At 65.1% G+C, this 16,920-nt stretch carries 13 protein-coding genes; 10 read left to right on the forward strand and 3 right to left on the reverse strand.

The genetic code is table 11. The annotated features are described in order from the left end of the window. Positions 1-46: 46 nt before the first annotated feature. The gene (locus QA642_RS20795) at positions 47-1,258 is read right to left on the reverse strand and encodes a c-type cytochrome (RefSeq protein ID WP_283086272.1); all 1,212 of its coding nucleotides are present in this window, start codon (positions 1,256-1,258) and stop codon (positions 47-49) included. Between the two features lie 294 nt (positions 1,259-1,552). Between QA642_RS20795 and QA642_RS20800 the strand changes: the two genes are divergently transcribed. From QA642_RS20800 to QA642_RS20840, 9 genes are all read left to right on the forward strand, one after another. After that, positions 1,553-5,044, forward strand: a complete 3,492-nt coding sequence (locus QA642_RS20800; protein ID WP_283086273.1) for an indolepyruvate ferredoxin oxidoreductase family protein — start codon at positions 1,553-1,555, stop codon at positions 5,042-5,044. Positions 5,045-5,949: 905 nt separating this feature from the next. After that, the gene (locus tag QA642_RS20805) at positions 5,950-7,107 is read left to right on the forward strand and encodes a thiolase domain-containing protein (RefSeq protein ID WP_283086274.1); all 1,158 of its coding nucleotides are present in this window, start codon (positions 5,950-5,952) and stop codon (positions 7,105-7,107) included. After that, positions 7,107-7,496 carry an OB-fold domain-containing protein gene (locus QA642_RS20810; protein ID WP_283086275.1) on the forward strand — a complete coding sequence of 130 codons (390 nt, stop codon included), beginning with the start codon at positions 7,107-7,109 and terminating at the stop codon, positions 7,494-7,496. Before QA642_RS20805 ends, QA642_RS20810 begins: the two co-directional genes overlap by 1 nt. 198 nt (positions 7,497-7,694) lie before the next feature. Continuing rightward, positions 7,695-8,555, forward strand: a complete 861-nt coding sequence (locus QA642_RS20815) for a MaoC family dehydratase (RefSeq protein ID WP_283086276.1) — start codon at positions 7,695-7,697, stop codon at positions 8,553-8,555. A 152-nt stretch (positions 8,556-8,707) separates the two neighbouring features. Next, positions 8,708-9,586 carry an SDR family oxidoreductase gene (locus QA642_RS20820; protein WP_283086277.1) on the forward strand — a complete coding sequence of 293 codons (879 nt, stop codon included), beginning with the start codon at positions 8,708-8,710 and terminating at the stop codon, positions 9,584-9,586. 129 nt (positions 9,587-9,715) lie between these two features. Then, positions 9,716-10,669 (forward strand): dihydrodipicolinate synthase family protein, encoded by a 954-nt coding sequence (locus tag QA642_RS20825; protein WP_283086278.1) that lies wholly within the window; start codon positions 9,716-9,718, stop codon positions 10,667-10,669. Between the two features lie 4 nt (positions 10,670-10,673). Then, positions 10,674-11,468, forward strand: a complete 795-nt coding sequence (locus QA642_RS20830; protein WP_283086279.1) for an NUDIX hydrolase — start codon at positions 10,674-10,676, stop codon at positions 11,466-11,468. Positions 11,469-11,546: 78 nt separating this feature from the next. Further along, a complete protein-coding gene (locus QA642_RS20835; RefSeq protein ID WP_283086280.1) occupies positions 11,547-12,461 on the forward strand; it encodes a DMT family transporter in 915 nt (304 codons plus the stop codon). 123 nt (positions 12,462-12,584) lie between these two features. Continuing rightward, entirely contained in the window at positions 12,585-15,272 is a 2,688-nt protein-coding gene (locus tag QA642_RS20840; protein WP_283086281.1) for a PAS domain S-box protein, read from the forward strand. Here the strand turns inward: QA642_RS20840 and QA642_RS20845 are convergent, their stop codons facing one another. Then, positions 15,273-15,623 (reverse strand): GrlR family regulatory protein, encoded by a 351-nt coding sequence (locus QA642_RS20845; RefSeq protein WP_283086282.1) that lies wholly within the window; start codon positions 15,621-15,623, stop codon positions 15,273-15,275. 259 nt (positions 15,624-15,882) lie between these two features. Between QA642_RS20845 and QA642_RS20850 the strand changes: the two genes are divergently transcribed. After that, on the forward strand, positions 15,883-16,380 hold the full coding sequence (locus QA642_RS20850) for a hypothetical protein (protein WP_283086283.1): 498 nt from the start codon (positions 15,883-15,885) through the stop codon (positions 16,378-16,380). A 49-nt stretch (positions 16,381-16,429) separates the two neighbouring features. Here the strand turns inward: QA642_RS20850 and QA642_RS20855 are convergent, their stop codons facing one another. Next, positions 16,430-16,816, reverse strand: coding sequence for a VOC family protein (locus tag QA642_RS20855; RefSeq protein WP_283086284.1), 387 nt, complete (start codon positions 16,814-16,816; stop codon positions 16,430-16,432). Between the last annotated feature and the right edge of the window lie 104 nt (positions 16,817-16,920).

Genomic DNA, 16,920 nt, shown 5'->3' on the forward strand with positions numbered 1-16,920 from the left:
GGGACAAGCCCGGGCATGACGATCTCCTGAATTCGGAAAGGACCAACTACGGCTTCTCCTTCCTTGCCTTCGCCACCTGCGCCGGCGTCACCATCGGGCCGGCATTGCCCCAGGAGTTGCGGATATAGTTCGTCACCGCCGCGATCTCGTCGTTCGACAGCTGCTTGGCATAGGCAGGCATCTCGCCGGTGTTGGGCGCCCGCGGCGTCGTCACGGTGTGGGCGCCGTCGAGGATGATGCGCAAGGTCGAGGACGGATTGACCGATTGCAGCAGCGCGTTGCCGGGCAGCGGTGGATAGATCCGCGGCGCGCCCGAGCCGTCGGCCTCATGACAGGCGATGCAGAGCTTTGCGTAGATGGCCTGGCCGGCTTTCATCTCGGCCTCGTCGGGCGGCGTCACGATGCTCTCGCGCCGTGACGGCGCCAGGCTCTTCAAATAGAGCGCGATCGCCGTCACGTCGGCATCGCTCATTTTCGAGGTCGAGTTGACGACCACCTCGGCCATCAGCCCGTCGGCATGACTCTTGGCATTACGTCCGCTCTGGAGATATTCGGCGATGTCCTCGACGCTCCATGACTTCAGCCCGGTGCGCGCGGCGCCGTCGAGCCGTGGCGCGTACCAGCCGCCGACCTCGTTGCCGGAGAGCGCCTGCGCGGCCTTGTCCGCGCCAAAATAGTTCTTCGGGGTGTGGCAGGCGCCGCAATGGGCGAGCCCGGTGACGAGATAGCCGCCTCTGTTCCATGCCGCGCTCTGGCTCTGGTCCGGCTCGAACAGGCTGGGCTTGAAATAGAAGGCGTTCCAGACCCGCATCAGACGGCGATAGCCGAACGGCCAGCGCAGCTCCGGCGGCTTGTTGCGGTTCACCACCGGCGCCAGCGTGCCGAGATAGGCACGGATCGCCAGCGTGTCGTCCTTCGTCATCTTGGTGAAGTAGGGATAGGGGAACCCCGGATAATAGTACGAGCCGTCAGGCGCGATGCCGTAGCGGAGCGCGCGGGTGAAATCGGCATCCGCCCAGGCGCCGATCCCGGTGTCGCGGTCGGGCGTCAGGTTCGGCGCATAGACCGCGCCGAAGGGCGTGTCGATGCGCGTGCCGCCCGCGAACGGCCGCGCCGGATCGGCGGTGTGGCAGCCCGCGCAGCCGCCGGCCTCGACCAGCGTCTTGCCATAGGCGATCAGCTCTGGCGAAGGATCGGCGGCGAAAGCCGCGCTCGCAACTGCACTGCACAACGCGATCACTGCCAGAATCGTCCGCATGCCCGGTCTCTCCTGCGACCAATGGCCCGCATCCCGCAGGATCGGGCATCGATTCATTTCGCGACGACGGGGGTATGGTGACACAAATTGAAAATCCCCGGTGTGCTTCCGGCCACGAAATTGCGATTTTTACCCGGCGCTCCCTTTGGTCCAGATTTGTGATGCGGAGCGTGAAATATCCGACATAGAGTGGCGAAGGTGGTCGGCGCGCCCTAGCTAAAAACAACGGGCAGGCAACGGCTTAAGCGACCTAAAGCAACAAGTGCCTGAACAGGGCGGCAAAACGAGGACAGCATGGGCATCAACCAGGGTCCGATCAGTCTCGACCAAAAATACACCCAGCAAACCGGACATGTCTTCACCACGGGCATCCAGGCCCTGGTCCGCCTTCCCATGGCCCAGATCCGGCGCGACCGCGCCAACGGCCTCAACACCGCGGGTTTCATCTCCGGCTATCGCGGCTCGCCGCTTGGCGGCTACGACCAGCAGCTCTTCGCCGCCCGCAAGCATCTCGAACAGTACAACATCAAGTTCCAGCCCGGCGTGAACGAGGATCTGGCGGCCACGGCCGTCTGGGGCTCGCAGCAGCTCAACCTCTCGCCCGGCGCCAAATATGACGGCGTGGTCGGCATCTGGTACGGCAAGGGCCCCGGCGTCGACCGCTGCGGCGACGTGTTCCGCCACGGCAATGCCGCCGGCTCCGCCAAGAATGGCGGCGTGCTCTGCCTTGCCGGCGACGACCACGGCGCAAAATCCTCCACGGTTCCGCATCAGTCCGATCACGCCTTCATCTCGGCGCTGATGCCTTATCTCTATCCCTCGAGCATCCACGAGATGATCGAGATGGGCCTGCTCGGCATCGCGATGTCGCGCTATTCCGGCTGCTGGGTCGGCATGAAGGTGATCACCGAGACGGTGGAGACCACCGCCGAGATCGACCTCACCGACGAGATGAAACCCTTCATCATCCCCACCGATTTCGAGCTGCCGCCCGGCGGCCTCAACCTGCGCTGGCCCGACGACCGCTTCGAGCAGGATCGGCGCCTGCAGGATTACAAGGGCTTTGCCGCGATCGCCTTTGCCCGCGCCAACAAGGTCAATCGCATCACCATGGATTCGCCGAACGCCCGCTTCGGCATCATGGCCTCGGGCAAGAGCTATGAGGACGTGCGCCAGGCGCTGCGCGAGCTGGGGATCACCGAGGAAGTCGCCGCAAAAATCGGCCTTCGCCTCTACAAGATCGGCATGCCCTGGCCGCTGGAGCCGGAAGGCGTGCGGCAGTTCGCCGTCGGGCTCGAGGAGATCTTCATCGTCGAGGAACGCCGCGAGATCGTCGAGAACCAGGTCAAGCAGGAGCTGTTCAACTGGCGCGACGATGTCCGCCCGCGCATCGTCGGCAAGATGGACGAGCACGACAAGCGTTTCCTCACCTTCGCCGCCGAGCTCAGCGTCGCCTCGCTCGCGACCTCGCTTACCGAGCGGCTTCTCAGGCTCGATCTCAACCCCGAGATCGCCGAGATGCTTCGCGCCAAGGCCGACTGGTTTAACGGCCGCCAGGCCACCCAGATGCAGGCGACGCCGCCTGTTTCCCGCGTACCGTATTTCTGTTCCGGCTGTCCCCACAACACATCGACCAAGGTCCCCGAAGGCAGCCGCGCGCTCGCCGGCATCGGCTGTCACTTCATGGCGCTGTGGATGGACCGCTCGACCGAGACCTTCACCCATATGGGCGGCGAGGGTGTGCCGTGGGTCGGCATCGCGCCCTTCACCAACGAGAACCATATCTTCGCCAACCTCGGCGACGGCACCTATTTCCACTCCGGCATTCTCGCGATCCGCCAGGCGGTCGCTTCCAAGGCCAACATCACCTACAAGATCCTCTACAACGACGCCGTCGCCATGACCGGCGGCCAGCGCCATGACGGCGATCTCTCGCCCGAGAAGATCATGGCCCAGCTCCACGCCGAGGGCATCCGCGAGATCTATCTCGTCTCGGAAAACCCGGACGCCTATCCCGCGGACACCATCGCGCCGGGCGTGAAGAAATATCATCGCGACGACTTGCAGAACGTCATGAAGATGTGCCGCGAGTTCAAGGGCACCTCAGCGATCGTCTTCGTGCAGACCTGCGCCGCCGAGAAGCGCCGTCGCCGCAAGCGCGGCCTGATGGAAGATCCGGCGCGCCGCGTCATGATCAATCCGGCCGTCTGCGAAGGCTGCGGCGATTGCTCGGTGCAGTCGAACTGCATCTCGGTCGAGCCGCTGGAGACCGAATTCGGCCGCAAGCGCGCCATCAACCAGTCGTCCTGCAACAAGGACTATTCCTGCCTGAAAGGCTTCTGCCCGTCCTTCGTCAGCATCGACGGCGGCGCGCCGCGCCATCGCGCGCCGGCCGAGTTCGCCGACATCGGTGCGCTGCCCGAGCCGGCCTCGCGCCCGGCACTGGACAAGCCCTACAACATCGCGGTCGGCGGCGTCGGCGGCACAGGCGTGCTCACCATCGGCGCGCTGCTCGGCATGGCCGCCCATATCGAGGGCAAGGCCTCGATGATCCTCGACATGTCGGGCCTCGCGCAAAAGGGCGGGGCGGTGCTCAGCCATGTGCGTCTGTCTGACCATCCGGCGGAGGTGACCTGCTCGCGCATCGTCACCGGCACGGCCGATCTCGTGCTCGCCGCCGACGAGGTGGTCGCGGTCGCCAAGGATACGATCTCGCTGTGTGATACCAGCCGCACCCGCGGCATCATCAACAGCCACGTCATTCCCACCGCCGACTTCATCCTCAACCGCGACTTCAATTTCCAGACCCGCAAGCTGAATGGCCTGCTGGAGACGGCGCTGCATAAGGACTCGGCGTTCTTCGACTTCACCAAGCCCGCCGAGCAGCTGCTCGGCGACAGCATCGCCACCAACATGATGATGATGGGCTATGCCTATCAAAAGGGGCTTTTGCCGCTGTCGGCCGAAGCGATCGAGCAGGCGATCGAGGTTAACGGCGTCTCGATCAAGATGAACAAGGAAGCCTTCCGCCTCGGCCGGCTCGCGGTCGCCGATCCCGCGCGTCTTGCGGAGATGCTGAAGGGCACGGATGAGGTGGTCGCGCCGAAGACGCTTGATGCCATGACGCTCGACGAGGTTATCGAGCACCGCGCCAAGCATCTGACCGCCTACCAGAACGGCCGCCTTGCCAAACGCTATCGCAAGCTGATCGACCAGGTTCGCGATGCCGCGAAGCAGGGCGGTTTTGGCGAAGCGCTGCCGCGCGCGGTCGCGGTGAACTACGCCAAGCTCTTGGCCTACAAGGACGAATACGAAGTCGCGCGTCTCTTCACCGACGGTGCCTTCGAGCAGCAGCTGCGCGACCAGTTCGAGGGCGACTTCAAGTTCAGCTTCAACCTGGCGCCGCCGATTCTGGCGAGTGGCGTCGATGCGCTCGGCCGCCCGAAAAAGCGCGCCTTCGGCCCGTGGATGCTGAAGGCATTCCGTGTGCTCGCAAAATTCAAGTTCCTGCGGGGCACCCCGCTCGACATCTTCGGCCGCAGCGCAGACCGCAAGCTCGAGCGCGACCTGATCGCCGGCTACGAGAAGGACGTCGCCACCGTGCTCGGCCTTCTGTCCCCGGTTACGGTCGATACTGCGGTTGAACTCTTGTCACTGCCCGACCGCATCCGCGGCTACGGCCCGGTGAAGGAGAAAGCGGTTCAGGACGCCAAGGCCCGCTACGCCCAACTCGCCGCGGATCTTGCGAGCCCGCCGCCGGCGCCACGGCAGATCGCGGCGGAGTAGGCAGTCCCGTAGGGTGGGCAAAGGCGCAAAGCGCCGTGCCCACCATCTGTCATTGATCACGACGAAAACGTGGGTACGCTTCGCTTTGCCCACCCTACGGCACCATCCCTTGCGTTGCCCGTCGGGCAAAGCACCCACGCCATGGGTCAATCCACCGGCACAAAAACATTCCACTTTACCGAAATTCGGAATTATCGTATTCGTCCATCACCTCATCCCAGTCAGAGGGGCGTATCGCGATCGTCACGAAACGCGGGGTGAGCGGCGGTGGACACGGGCTGCGTTACGCGAGCGATTGTCTCGCGGCACGACGGGCGCGGTCTCGCGTACGGCAAAATCGTGTGGTCCTGACGCCCGGGGTCTGTGCGTCAAGTCTTGCGGGTCGCTCGCAAGCCGACGGGGGCAATAGTGCATCGCTCCCCGGGGAGAGCGCGACATAAGCCGTAAAGCCACTGCGCAGGGAAGGCCGGATGTTTGGCTTCACCTGTATGCCGCTGTGCATCTGTTCTTCGCGCATTCGCACAGCGGACCGTGGGTGCCCAGCCGGCACCCGGTCTTCCCTGCGCCCTCTGTTTCGAGATGGAGCAAGACGGAAGCAAAGCTCGGGCGAACCCGCCGCGAGGATGCGGGGGTGTGTCTGCAAGGCAAAGTCTCGTGCCCCGGACGCTGCGCAGCACGTAGTGATGCGCTGCACAGCCGGGGCCCATCTCGCAACGAGTGCGGGGTGACATGGGTCCCGGCTCTGCGCAGCAACGCCGAGGCGTTGCTGCCGGGACACGAGAGCATCACCCCACTTGCGCCAACCCGCTGCCCTCTCGCGCGACGGAATATTTCCGCGCTTGCCAATCAGGCCGGTGCGGTTCAGAAAAACGAGCCAAGAAGAAACGCGAGCGGAGACCTCTGTTTTGACCATCAAGGGCAAGGCCTACATTGCCGGGATCTACGAACACCCGACCCGGCATGCGCCGGACAAATCCACCGCCCAGCTCCATGCCGAGGTCGCCAAGGGCGCGATCGAGGATGCAGGGATCAGCAAGGACGATGTCGACGGCTATTTCTGCGCGGGCGACGCGCCCGGCGGCGCCTGGCCGATGGTCGACTATCTCGGCCTGAACACCAAAAAGCTCCGCCACGTCGATTCCACCGAGACCGGCGGCTGTTCCTACATCATCCATCTCGGCCATGCCGCCGAGGCGATCGCCGCAGGCAAGTGCTCGATCGCGCTGATCACGCTCGCGGGCAAGCCGCGCACCGGCGTGATGCCGCCGCGTGCGGCTGGCGCCGAGGTCGATTTCGAATCCGCGTACGGCGCGACCACGCACAATGCCTATGGCATGTGTGCCATGCGCCACATGCACGACTACGGCACCACCAGCGAACAGCTCGCCTGGATCAAGGTCGCGGCCTCCCATCACGCCCAATACAATCCGCATGCGATGCTCAAGGACGTCGTCACCGTCGAGGACGTGCTGAACTCGCCGATGATCTCCGATCCGCTGCATCGCATGGATTGCTGCGTCGTCTCCGACGGCGGCGGCGCGCTGATCGTGACGACGCCGGAGATCGCGAAAAGGCTGAAGAAGCCGCAGGTGCGCTTGATCGGCCATGGCGAAGCCATGAAAGGCCCGCGCGGCGGCAAGGATCTCGATCTCACTTACTCCGCCGGCGTCTGGTCCGGTCCGCGCGCGTTCGAGGAAGCCGGCATCACGCCGAAGGACATCAAATACGCCTCGATCTATGACAGCTTCACCATCACCGTCTTGATGCAGCTCGAGGACCTCGGCTTCTGCAAGAAGGGCGAGGGCGGCAAGTTCGTCGCCGACGGCAATCTGATCTCGGGCGTCGGCAAGCTGCCGTTCAACACCGATGGCGGCGGCCTCTGCAGCAATCATCCGGTCAACCGCGGCGGCATGACCAAGATCATCGAGGCCGTCAGGCAGCTGCGCGGCGAGGCGCATCCGAAGGTACAGGTCAAGAATTGCGATCTCGCCATCGCCCACGGCACCGGCGGTCTTCTGGGTGTTCGCCACGCCGCCTCGACGGCCATTCTGGAGCGCGTGTGATGAGCGAAACGAAAAAGTATCCGGCCCCGGTGACCAATCCGGAAACCGCAGCGTTCTGGGACGCAGCGAAGCAGGGCAAGTTCATGATCAAGCGCTGCACCGCCTGCGGCGAAGCGCATTACTTCCCGCGCGCGATCTGCCCGTTCTGCTACTCCGACAAGACTGTGTGGGAGGAAGCTTCGGGCGAGGGCACGATCTACACCTACAGCCTGATGCGGAAGTCGCCGACTGGTCCCTATGCCATCGGCTACGTCACGCTGAAGGAAGGCCCGTCCGTGCAGACCAATTTCGTCGACTGCGATCTCGAGAAGCTGAAGATCGGCCAGAAGGTGAAGGTGGTGTTCAAGCCGACCGACGGCGCGCCGCTGCCGTTCTTCACGCCGGTGTAGTTGCTTTCTTCCTTCTCCCCTTGTGGGAGAAGGTGGCGCGAAGCGCCGGATGAGGGGTATCGCTCCGCGGAGAAGGCGTTCAATGCGGAGCCAACCCCTCACCCAAACGAGTACGTGGCCGGCACCTCGTAGCCCTCTCCCACAAGGGGAGAGGGCGCATCAATGAGCACCGGTGAAATTCCGGGAGGAAGCAGAAAAATGTCCGCCAGATACGAAGAACTCAAAGGCCTGAAAAACCTCGGCCAGAAATATTCCTACGGCGACCGCGAGGTCATGCTCTACGCCTATGGCATCGGCCTCGGCGCCGATCCGATGGACGAGAACGAGCTCGCCTTCGTCAACGAGGGCACGTTCACGCCACGGCCGCTGAAGGTGGTGCCGACCTTCGCCTCAGTCGCGGCCTGGGGCTCGGGACCGGGCGAGATGAATCTCAACCGCGTCATGGTAGTGGACGGCGAGCGCGACATCACCTTCCATCAGCCGCTGCCGGTGGCCGCCAACATCACCGCAGACTCCTCCGTGCTCGAGGTCTACGACAAGGGCAAGGACAAGGGCGTCGTTATCGCGCACCAGACCGTGCTCAAGAACGAGAAGGGCGAGAAGCTCGCGACACTCGTCGCCTCGCGTTTCGCCCGCGGTGACGGCGGCTTCGGCGGGCCGAACTTGACCCAGCCCGATCCGCACAAGATCCCCTCGCGCAGCCCCGACAAGACGATCGATATCGTCACGCGCCCCGATCAGGCGCTGGTCTATCGCCTCTGCGGCGACCGCAATCCGCTGCACAGCGATCCCGAGTTTGCCAAGAAGGCCGGCTTCCCGCGCCCGATCCTGCACGGCATGTGCACCTACGGCATCACCTGCCGCGGCGTGCTTCAGACCTATGCCGACTATGACGCTTCCGCCTTCCGCCAGCATGTCGCGCGGTTCTCTTCGCCCGTCTATCCCGGCGAGACCGTCACCATGGACCTCTGGAAGGACGGCAACGTGATCTCGTTCGAAGCCAAGGTGAAGTCGCGCGGTGTCACCGTGATCAAGAACGGCAAGACGGTGCTGGGTTAGGCGGGCCGCTTGCGTCGCTCTGAATTATTTCGTCATGCCCGGGCTTGTCCCGGGCATCCACGTTCTTTCGTGCAATTGGCGGCCAAGTTCGTGGATGGCCGGGACAAGCCCGGCCAGGACGGAGCAAGAAACAAAAACAGGGAGAAGCCACCATGGGACTACTCGACGGCAAGGTTGCGCTGATCACCGGCGCGGGCGGGGGGCTCGGTGAGGCCTACGCAAAACTGTTCGCGCGAGAAGGGGCCTCGGTCGTCGTCAACGATCTCGGCGGTCCCCGCGACGGCTCCGGTGCTGACAAGTCGATGGCGCAGCTTGTGGTGGATGCGATCAAGGCCGAGGGCGGCAAGGCGGTCGCCAACGGTGCCGACATCTCCACCATGGAGGGCGGCCAGTCGGTGTTCGACGACGCCATCAAGCACTTTGGTCGGGCCGACATCCTCGTCAACAATGCCGGCATTTTGCGCGACCAGACCTTTGCCAAGGCCAGCGAGGCCGACTGGGACAAGGTCATCAAGGTCCACCTGAAGGGTACCTTTTGTTGCACCATGCCGGTATTTCGCTGGATGCGGGAAAACGGCGGCGGCGTCATCGTCAACACTTCCTCGACATCAGGGCTGATCGGCAATTTCGGCCAGACCAATTACGGCGCGGCGAAGGGCGGCATCTGGGGCCTGTCCAACGTGCTGGCGATCGAGGGCCGGAAGTACAACATCCGGATCTGGACGCTGGCCCCGGGCGCGCTGACCCGCATGACCGCAGACCTGCCCCGCTATAAGGAGAACCCCTCGGCGGCGCTGGGGCCGGACGGCATCGCGCCGGCCGTGCTATACATGGTCAGCGATTTGTCGGGCGACCAGACCGGCAAGGTGCTGGGCGTGTCCGGGCCCCGCGGCGTGCGCGAAATGCGGATGATGGAGATGGAAGGCTGGAAGCCGCCGCACACGGGCTGGAACGCCCAGGACATCGTCGATCATGCCAAGGAGATCTTCTTCTCCGAGGAGCAGATCAAGATGGGGGCGCGGAGGTTTTAGAAGGCCGTCATCCCGGGGCACGCGAAGCGTGAGCCCGGGATCCATACTCCGGATCGTGGTTATGGATTCCGGGCTCGCGACTACGTCGCGCCCCGGAATGACAGATAGAGAGAGAGAGACGAGGACTAGATGAAACTCACCGCCGACGCCAAGGGCACTTTCGCAATCGCGCCGACGCCGTTCCACGACGACGGCCGGATCGACGAGCGCTCGATCGACCGCCTGACCGATTTCTACGAGGAGGTCGGCTGCGACGGCGTCACGGTGCTGGGCATCCTGGGTGAGGCCCCGAAGTTAGACGCCGCCGAGGCCGAGCAGGTGGCGGTGCGTTACGTCAAGCGCGCCAAGAAGATGCAGGTGATCGTCGGCGTCTCCGCACCGGGCTTTGCCACCATGCGCTCGCTGGCGAAGGCCTCGATGGATGCGGGCGCGGCCGGCGTCATGATCGCGCCGCCGCCGTCGCTTCGCACCGACGACCAGATCGTCGGCTATTTCAAGCAGGCTGCCGAGGCGATCGGCCCCGATATTCCCTGGGTGCTCCAGGATTATCCGCTGACGCTCTCGGTGGTGTTCACCCCCTCGGTGATCCGCAAGATCGTCATGGACAATCCGAACTGCGTGATGCTCAAGCACGAGGACTGGCCGGGCCTGGAGAAGATCTCGACCCTGCGCGGCTTCCAGAAGGATGGCTCGCTGCGTCCGCTCTCGATCCTCTGCGGCAATGGCGGCACGTTCCTCGATTTCGAGATGGAGCGCGGTGCCGACGGCGCCATGACCGGCTACGCCTTCCCCGAACTCCTGATCGACGTCGTGAACCTTTCCAAGGCCGGCAAGCGCGATGCCGCACATGACATCTTCGACGCGCATCTGCCTCTGATCCGCTACGAGCAGCAGCCCGGCGTCGGCCTCACCGTGCGCAAATACGTGCTCCAGAAGCGCGGCATCATTGCCTCCAGCGCGCAGCGCAAGCCCGGCGCGACGATGACGGCGACGGCGAAGGCCGAGGTCGACTATCTCCTGTCGCGCGTCGCCCGTTTCGACAAGCGCGCCAATCTCGGCCCGCAATCCAGCGCCGCAGGTTAGTTGAATGCCAGAAACATCAGCATCACGCCCGGCGTCGACGATCCTCCTGCTGCGCGATGGCGCGAAGGAAATCGAAGTCTTCATGATGGTTCGCCATCATCAGATCGAGTTCAACTCGGGCGCGCTGGTGTTTCCGGGCGGCAGCGTCGATGCCGGCGACAACGAGATCGTCGCCCGCGCCGACCTCTATTCGGGCGGCGAGGGCTTGAGCGAAGCGGACCGCGGTTTTCGGATCGCCGCGATCCGCGAGACTTTTGAGGAGAGCGGCATCCTGCTCGCGCGCTCCAAAGACTCCGGCACGCCGATCAATGCGAAGCGGGCTGGCGAGATCGCGGACAAGCATCGCATCGCGCTCAACGAGCACAAGATCAGCTTCCTCAGCATTCTCGCCGACAACGGCCTCCAGCTCGCGCTGGACACGCTCGTGCCCTACGCGCACTGGATCACGCCCGAGGGCATGCCGAAGCGGTTCGACACCTGGTTCTTCCTGGCGGCCGCGCCGCCGGACCAGCTCGGCGCGCATGACGGCCGCGAGTCCACCGATTCGATCTGGGTCTCGCCGCGCGAGGCGGTGGAGGGCGGCGAGAGCGGCCGCTTCAAGCTGCCGTTCCCGACCACGCGCAATCTGATCCGGCTCGCCAAGCAGCCAAACGTGAACGCCGCGATCGAGCACGCCCGCGGCATGTCCATCGTCACGGTGATGCCTGTGATGACCAAGACCGAAACCGGCCGCCAGCTCCGCATCCCCCGCGAGGCCGGCTATGATGGCGAGGTGTTCGAGGTCGGGGCGGTCGGCTAGTACACTTCGACACGCAACGAAGTATTGGGGAGCGCGAACGCGCTAGGTTCCGTCCATTGCGGAATGGACGGGCGCATCATGGATACGAGGCAGGACACCAACATCGCCGTCGAGCTGGCGCTGCTGGTTATGCTCGCGACGCTCTGGGGCGGCTCCTACACCTTCATCAAGCTCGGTGTCGCCACCATCCCGCCGATCACGCTGATCGCGGCGCGGACCGCCATTGCGGGGCTGCTGCTGCTGCTCGTGATGTGGGTGAGGGGCATCCGGATGCCGACCGATGCGGCGACCTGGCAGCGCTTCGCGTTCCAGGCCGTGCTCAACAGCGTCATCCCCTGGACCCTGATCGCCTGGGGCGAGCGCCACGTCGATGCCGCGCTTGCCACCATCCTCAACTCGGCCGGCCCGATCTTCACCTTCCTGCTCACCGCAATCGTCACCCGCCACGAGGCAACGACGCCGCGAAAGCTGTTCGGCGTGGTCGCCGGCATGGCTGGTATCCTGCTGATCGTCGGCGTCGATGCGGTCCATGACGTCGGCAGCGGCATCGTTGCGGAGGCCGCGATCGTCGCCGCCACCGTCTGCTATGCCTGCGCCGCGATCTTCGGCCGCAGTTTTAAAGGCCTCGATCCCATGGCGCCTGCCGCCGGCTCGCTGCTGGCGGGGGCGGCGGTGCTGATCCCGGCCTCGCTGGTCGTCGAGCAGCCCTGGACGGTAACGCCCTCGCTGAGCTCGGTGCTGGCCTTGCTCGCGCTCGCCGTATTCTCGACCGCGGCGGCGTTCGCGATCTACTTCCGCCTGATCCAGACCCTGGGCTCGGTCGGAACCACCGCGCAGGCGTATCTGCGCGTCCCCATCGGGGTCGCCATCAGCGTCGCCTTCCTTGGCGAGACCCTGAGCCGGACCGCCTGGATCGGGCTCGCCTGCGTCGTCCTCGGCGTCGCCGCCATGACGATCCCCGCCCGCCGGCCGGCCAGCGCCCAGGCGTCATAAAGTCGAGGCGGAGGAGGGCGGTAGGCCGGAATATTAAGGATATTGGACGTCCCGAGGCATGTTCCCCCGGGCCTGCAATACGTCGTATATTGGGCTACCAGTAGCCCGGTCCTCAAAACACCAATGTCCGCCGAATTGACGCCGACCCCTGAGAAAAAGCGAACATTCTCGCTCTCCATCGGCCAGCTCACCTTCGGCAGCTTCCTCCTGGTGCTGGCGGTGATGATCGTCACCTCGACCGCGAGCGTGATCGCGATCCGGCACATTGACACGACCTTCGCCGAGCTCCAGCGGCTCCAGAGCGTCGGCGACCTCGCCGAGGACATCGATCGCCGCATGAACGAGCTGCGGCTCGCCGCGCGCGACTTCGTCACCGATCCCGGCGCCGGCATCCAGTTCAAGCAGGTGGGCGAGGCGGCCTCGACCCTCAGCGACATCCTGAAGAAAACCCGCATCGAGCTCGCGCCCGAGCAGCAGGACATGATCGACGGGGTCACCGAGCGCCTTGCGACCTATCGCAGTGGCCTGGAGCGGATCTCGACCCTGATCGACCGCCGCGCCCAGCTGCTCGCCGGCCTGCCGCCGCTGCGCGACCGGTTCGACGCGGCCGTGTTGGGCGCCGCGGACCGCGAGCTGGCCTCCCGCCTGTCCGAGGCGCAGAGCCGGATCGCGCTCGGCTTGCTCGCGCGGAACCCGTCGGCGGCCGAGCAGGCGGCGCAGGGCATGCGGACGATGGACATCGCCGACAGCGGGTTGAAGACGGCCGTCAACGACTACGCCGAGGCCATCATTGCAGTCGCCGTCCGGGAGCGGCAGATCGCCGACATCGACCGCGAGGTGCTGGGCACCGAGGGCCGGCTGATCGGCCGCGTCACCGAACTGCTGCGCGATGTCAGCGACCGCCGCGGCCACGTGCTGTCGCGCGACTTCGCCCGGACGCTTGCGGAGGCGCGGTGGCAGAGCATCGTGCTCGGAAGCGTCGGCGTGCTGATCGGCATGGTCGCGGCCGCCTTCGTGGTACGGCGGACCGTCCGGCCGCTGGCAAAGATCGCGCGATCCATTCGCGCGCTTGCGGCCGGCGAGAAGAACACTTCGATCCCGTCTGCCGACCTCGACAACGAGATTGGCGACATCGCGCGCGCAGCCGAAGTGTTCCGCCGCGCACTGGAGGAGGCCGACACCGCGCGCGAGGCGGCGGTGCGCGCGCTCACCGAGCAGCGCCTCGCGGAAGAGAGCTATCGGAAGCTGTTCGAGGGCTCGGTCGACGGCATCTACGTGACAACGCCGGCCGGCGACCTCCTCAACGCCAATCCGGCGCTGGCGCGGATGATGGGCTATGACAGCCCGCAGCACCTGATCGACAGCATCAACGACATAGCCCACACCATCTACGTCCTTCCCGAGGCGCGCGACGAGTACCAGCGGCTGATGGCGCGCGACGGCATGGTGCGCGAGTTCGAGTACCAGGTGCGCCAGCGCAGCGGCAACATCCTGTGGCTCTCCGATAGCGCCACCGGCGTGCGGGACGAAGCCGGCAACATCGTCCGCTACGAGGGCACGCTGCGCGACATCACCGACCAGAAGCGGGCGGAAGACGCCATCGCCGAAGGCCGGCGCCTGCTCCAGCAGGTCATCGACACCGTGCCCGCGGTGATCAACGTCAAGGACCGCGACCTGCGCTATGTGCTGATGAACCGCTACATGGCCGGCATCTTCGGCATCGAGCCCGGCGATGCGCTCGGCCGCACCACCGCGGACCTGATGTCACGCTACGGCGCGGCCAAGACCGACGAGAACGACAAGCGCGTGCTCAGGCTGCGCAAGGGGCTCGGCTTCTACGAGGAGGAGTACAAGGACGCCGCCGGCAACATGCGGCAATGGCTTGTCAACAAGCTGCCGCTGCTCGACGCCGAGGGCGAGATAGAGCGGATCGTCACCGTCGCGCTCGACATCGGCGAGCGCAAGCGCGGCGAGCAGGAGATGCGCAAAGCCAAGGAATCCGCCGAGACCGCGCTGCGCAATCTGCGCGAGACCCAGGCCTCGCTGATCGAGGCGGAGAAGCTTGCTGCGCTCGGACGCCTCGTTGCCGGCGTCGCGCACGAGGTCAACAACCCCGTCGGCATCAGCCTCACGGTCGCCTCCGCGCTGGAGCGCAAGACTGCGACCTTTACCTCCGAGGTCGAGCGCGGCGAGCTTCGTCGCTCCACACTCAACGACTTCCTCAACACCAGCCGCGATGCGTCCTCGCAGCTCGTTTCCAATCTCAACCGCGCCGCCGAGCTGATCCAGTCGTTCAAGCAGGTCGCGGCCGACCGCAACTATTCGGATCAGCGCATGTTCGATCTCGGCGATCTCACCGAGCAGGTGGTGATGAGTTTGCGGCCGGGCCTGCGCAAGCACAATCTGACGCTCAATGTCGAGTGCCAGCCGGACCTCACCATGAACAGCTATCCCGGTCCCTACGGCCAGGTGCTGACCAACCTGTTTCTCAATTCGGTGGCACACGCCTTCCCGGACGGCCGTCCCGGGACCATCGACATCCAGGTGCGCGAGTCCGGCAAGGACAATGTCGAGATCATCTTCTCGGACAATGGCTGCGGCATGTCGCTCGACGTCCGCCGCCGCGCATTCGATCCGTTCTTTACGACAAGGCGCGACCAGGGTGGCACCGGTCTCGGGCTGCACATCGTCTACAGCATCGTCACCAACCGCCTCGGCGGGCGGCTCGATCTCGATTCCGAGCCGGGCAGCGGCACGCGTATCCAGATCATCCTGCCGCGCACGGCGCCGCTTGAGCAGGCTGCGGAATAGCTAATCCGCGTCAGCGAGCCGGTGCAGGGTGGCGCCGAAGATCTGGCTGGCCTTGCCGACGAGAGCCGTGCCGGTCATCTCCGCGCGAGTGTCCGTGAAGGTCCCGCTGACGCCGATGCCGACCGGGGCAGGGCCGCCGAACAGGGGATTGTCGTCACCCCGTGGCGAGGTGTGGCGCTGCACCAGCACCTCACCCTTGAAGGTGTTGTCCTTCACGATGTAGCTGCCGGTGTAAAACAGGTAGGCGTCGCCGCCAAGAATCCTGCCGTCGCGAAAAAGAATCACGCCGCTGCCCTTGCCGACTCGACCATCGAGCAGACTCACGTGAATCGAATAGAGGCCGTTCTTCATAACGTCCCGTAGGCCGGCCGCCATCGCCCAATGGGGCAACCGGTAAAGCTTTTATGCCAAAGCGCAATCCCGCACGCAACGCGGCAGTTTGCCGGCCGGCAAGCTATCCCCGCCACGCGCACCGTAATTGTCCCGGCTTGTCTGTGACACCGATATGACGGTCTCATTATGAGGCGAGGCCAGTCATTGCGAATCAAGTTGGCCCGCGAAATGCATAACCATTGTTGCACTGGCCGCGGGGTGCTGGAGCAAGACAAACGTGAGCAACTGGATCGATTCCGGCGGCGATGAGCCGCGTCAGTACAGTGCGCGTCCCACGATTTGCAAAAACGAACTGCGGATTGGCAGCGCGGCACGCTGGCGACGCGTGACGAAGCTGGCTTGCGCCGCGGCTCTGATTGCGCTCGCAGTCCCTTTCGGGCACGCGCGCGATCGCGGCCAGTTCGTCAACACCAATGCCGATCTGAAGGCTTGGTTCGACGGCCTGCGCAGTGGCAAAGGGCCGTGCTGCTCCGATGCCGACGGCTCGGCGCTCTCGGATACCGACTGGGAGAGCAAGGACGGGCACTATCGCGTCCGCATCCCGCGCCTGGGCTATATGCTCGACCGCCAGCAGCAGCAGGAGATGGTCTGGGTCGACGTGCCCGAGGAGGCCGTGATCTCGGAGCCGAACCGGGTGGGGCGCACCATGGTGTGGCCGATCTACGGCTACACGGGCGTGACCATCCGCTGCTTCATGCCCGGTAGCATGACGTAGCGCCACCCGGCGATGCTCGGGCGGCGGCTGATGCCTGATGCGGCTTGCGTCAGGTGTATTTCTTGTCGCGCTCGAGCAACTCGATGGAGATGCCTTCCGGGCCGCGGATGAAGCAGATGCGCACGCCGGGGCGGATCGTGGTCGGCTCGCGCGTGAAGGTGACGCCCTTGGCCTTGATCTCGGCCGCGACGGCGTCGATGTCCTTCACCGTGAGGCCGAAATGGTCGAGGCCCTGATGCGGGTGCGGGGGCGGCGGGTTGACGGCGTTGTCGCCCTCGAGCGGCGCGATGAAGATTTTTGCGCCGCCGAGGTTCACGTCGATCCGTCCGGGCGCGCGTACGATCTCACCACCAAGGATGTCCCGCAGCCAGGCCGCCGTGGCCTCCGGATCGGGGCTGCGCAGATGGACGTGATCCCAGGTGACGACGACTGGCATTTCTTGTTCTCCCGACAGGGGCTTTCGATGTTGCAGTGCATGTTAGCGGCCTCGGGGAGTGATCGCCACCGCCCTTGCCGACTCGTCTGAAGCGCGGGAACCTT

The sequence above is a fragment of the Bradyrhizobium sp. CB2312 genome (genome assembly GCF_029714425.1).
Lineage (GTDB): Bacteria > Pseudomonadota > Alphaproteobacteria > Rhizobiales > Xanthobacteraceae > Bradyrhizobium.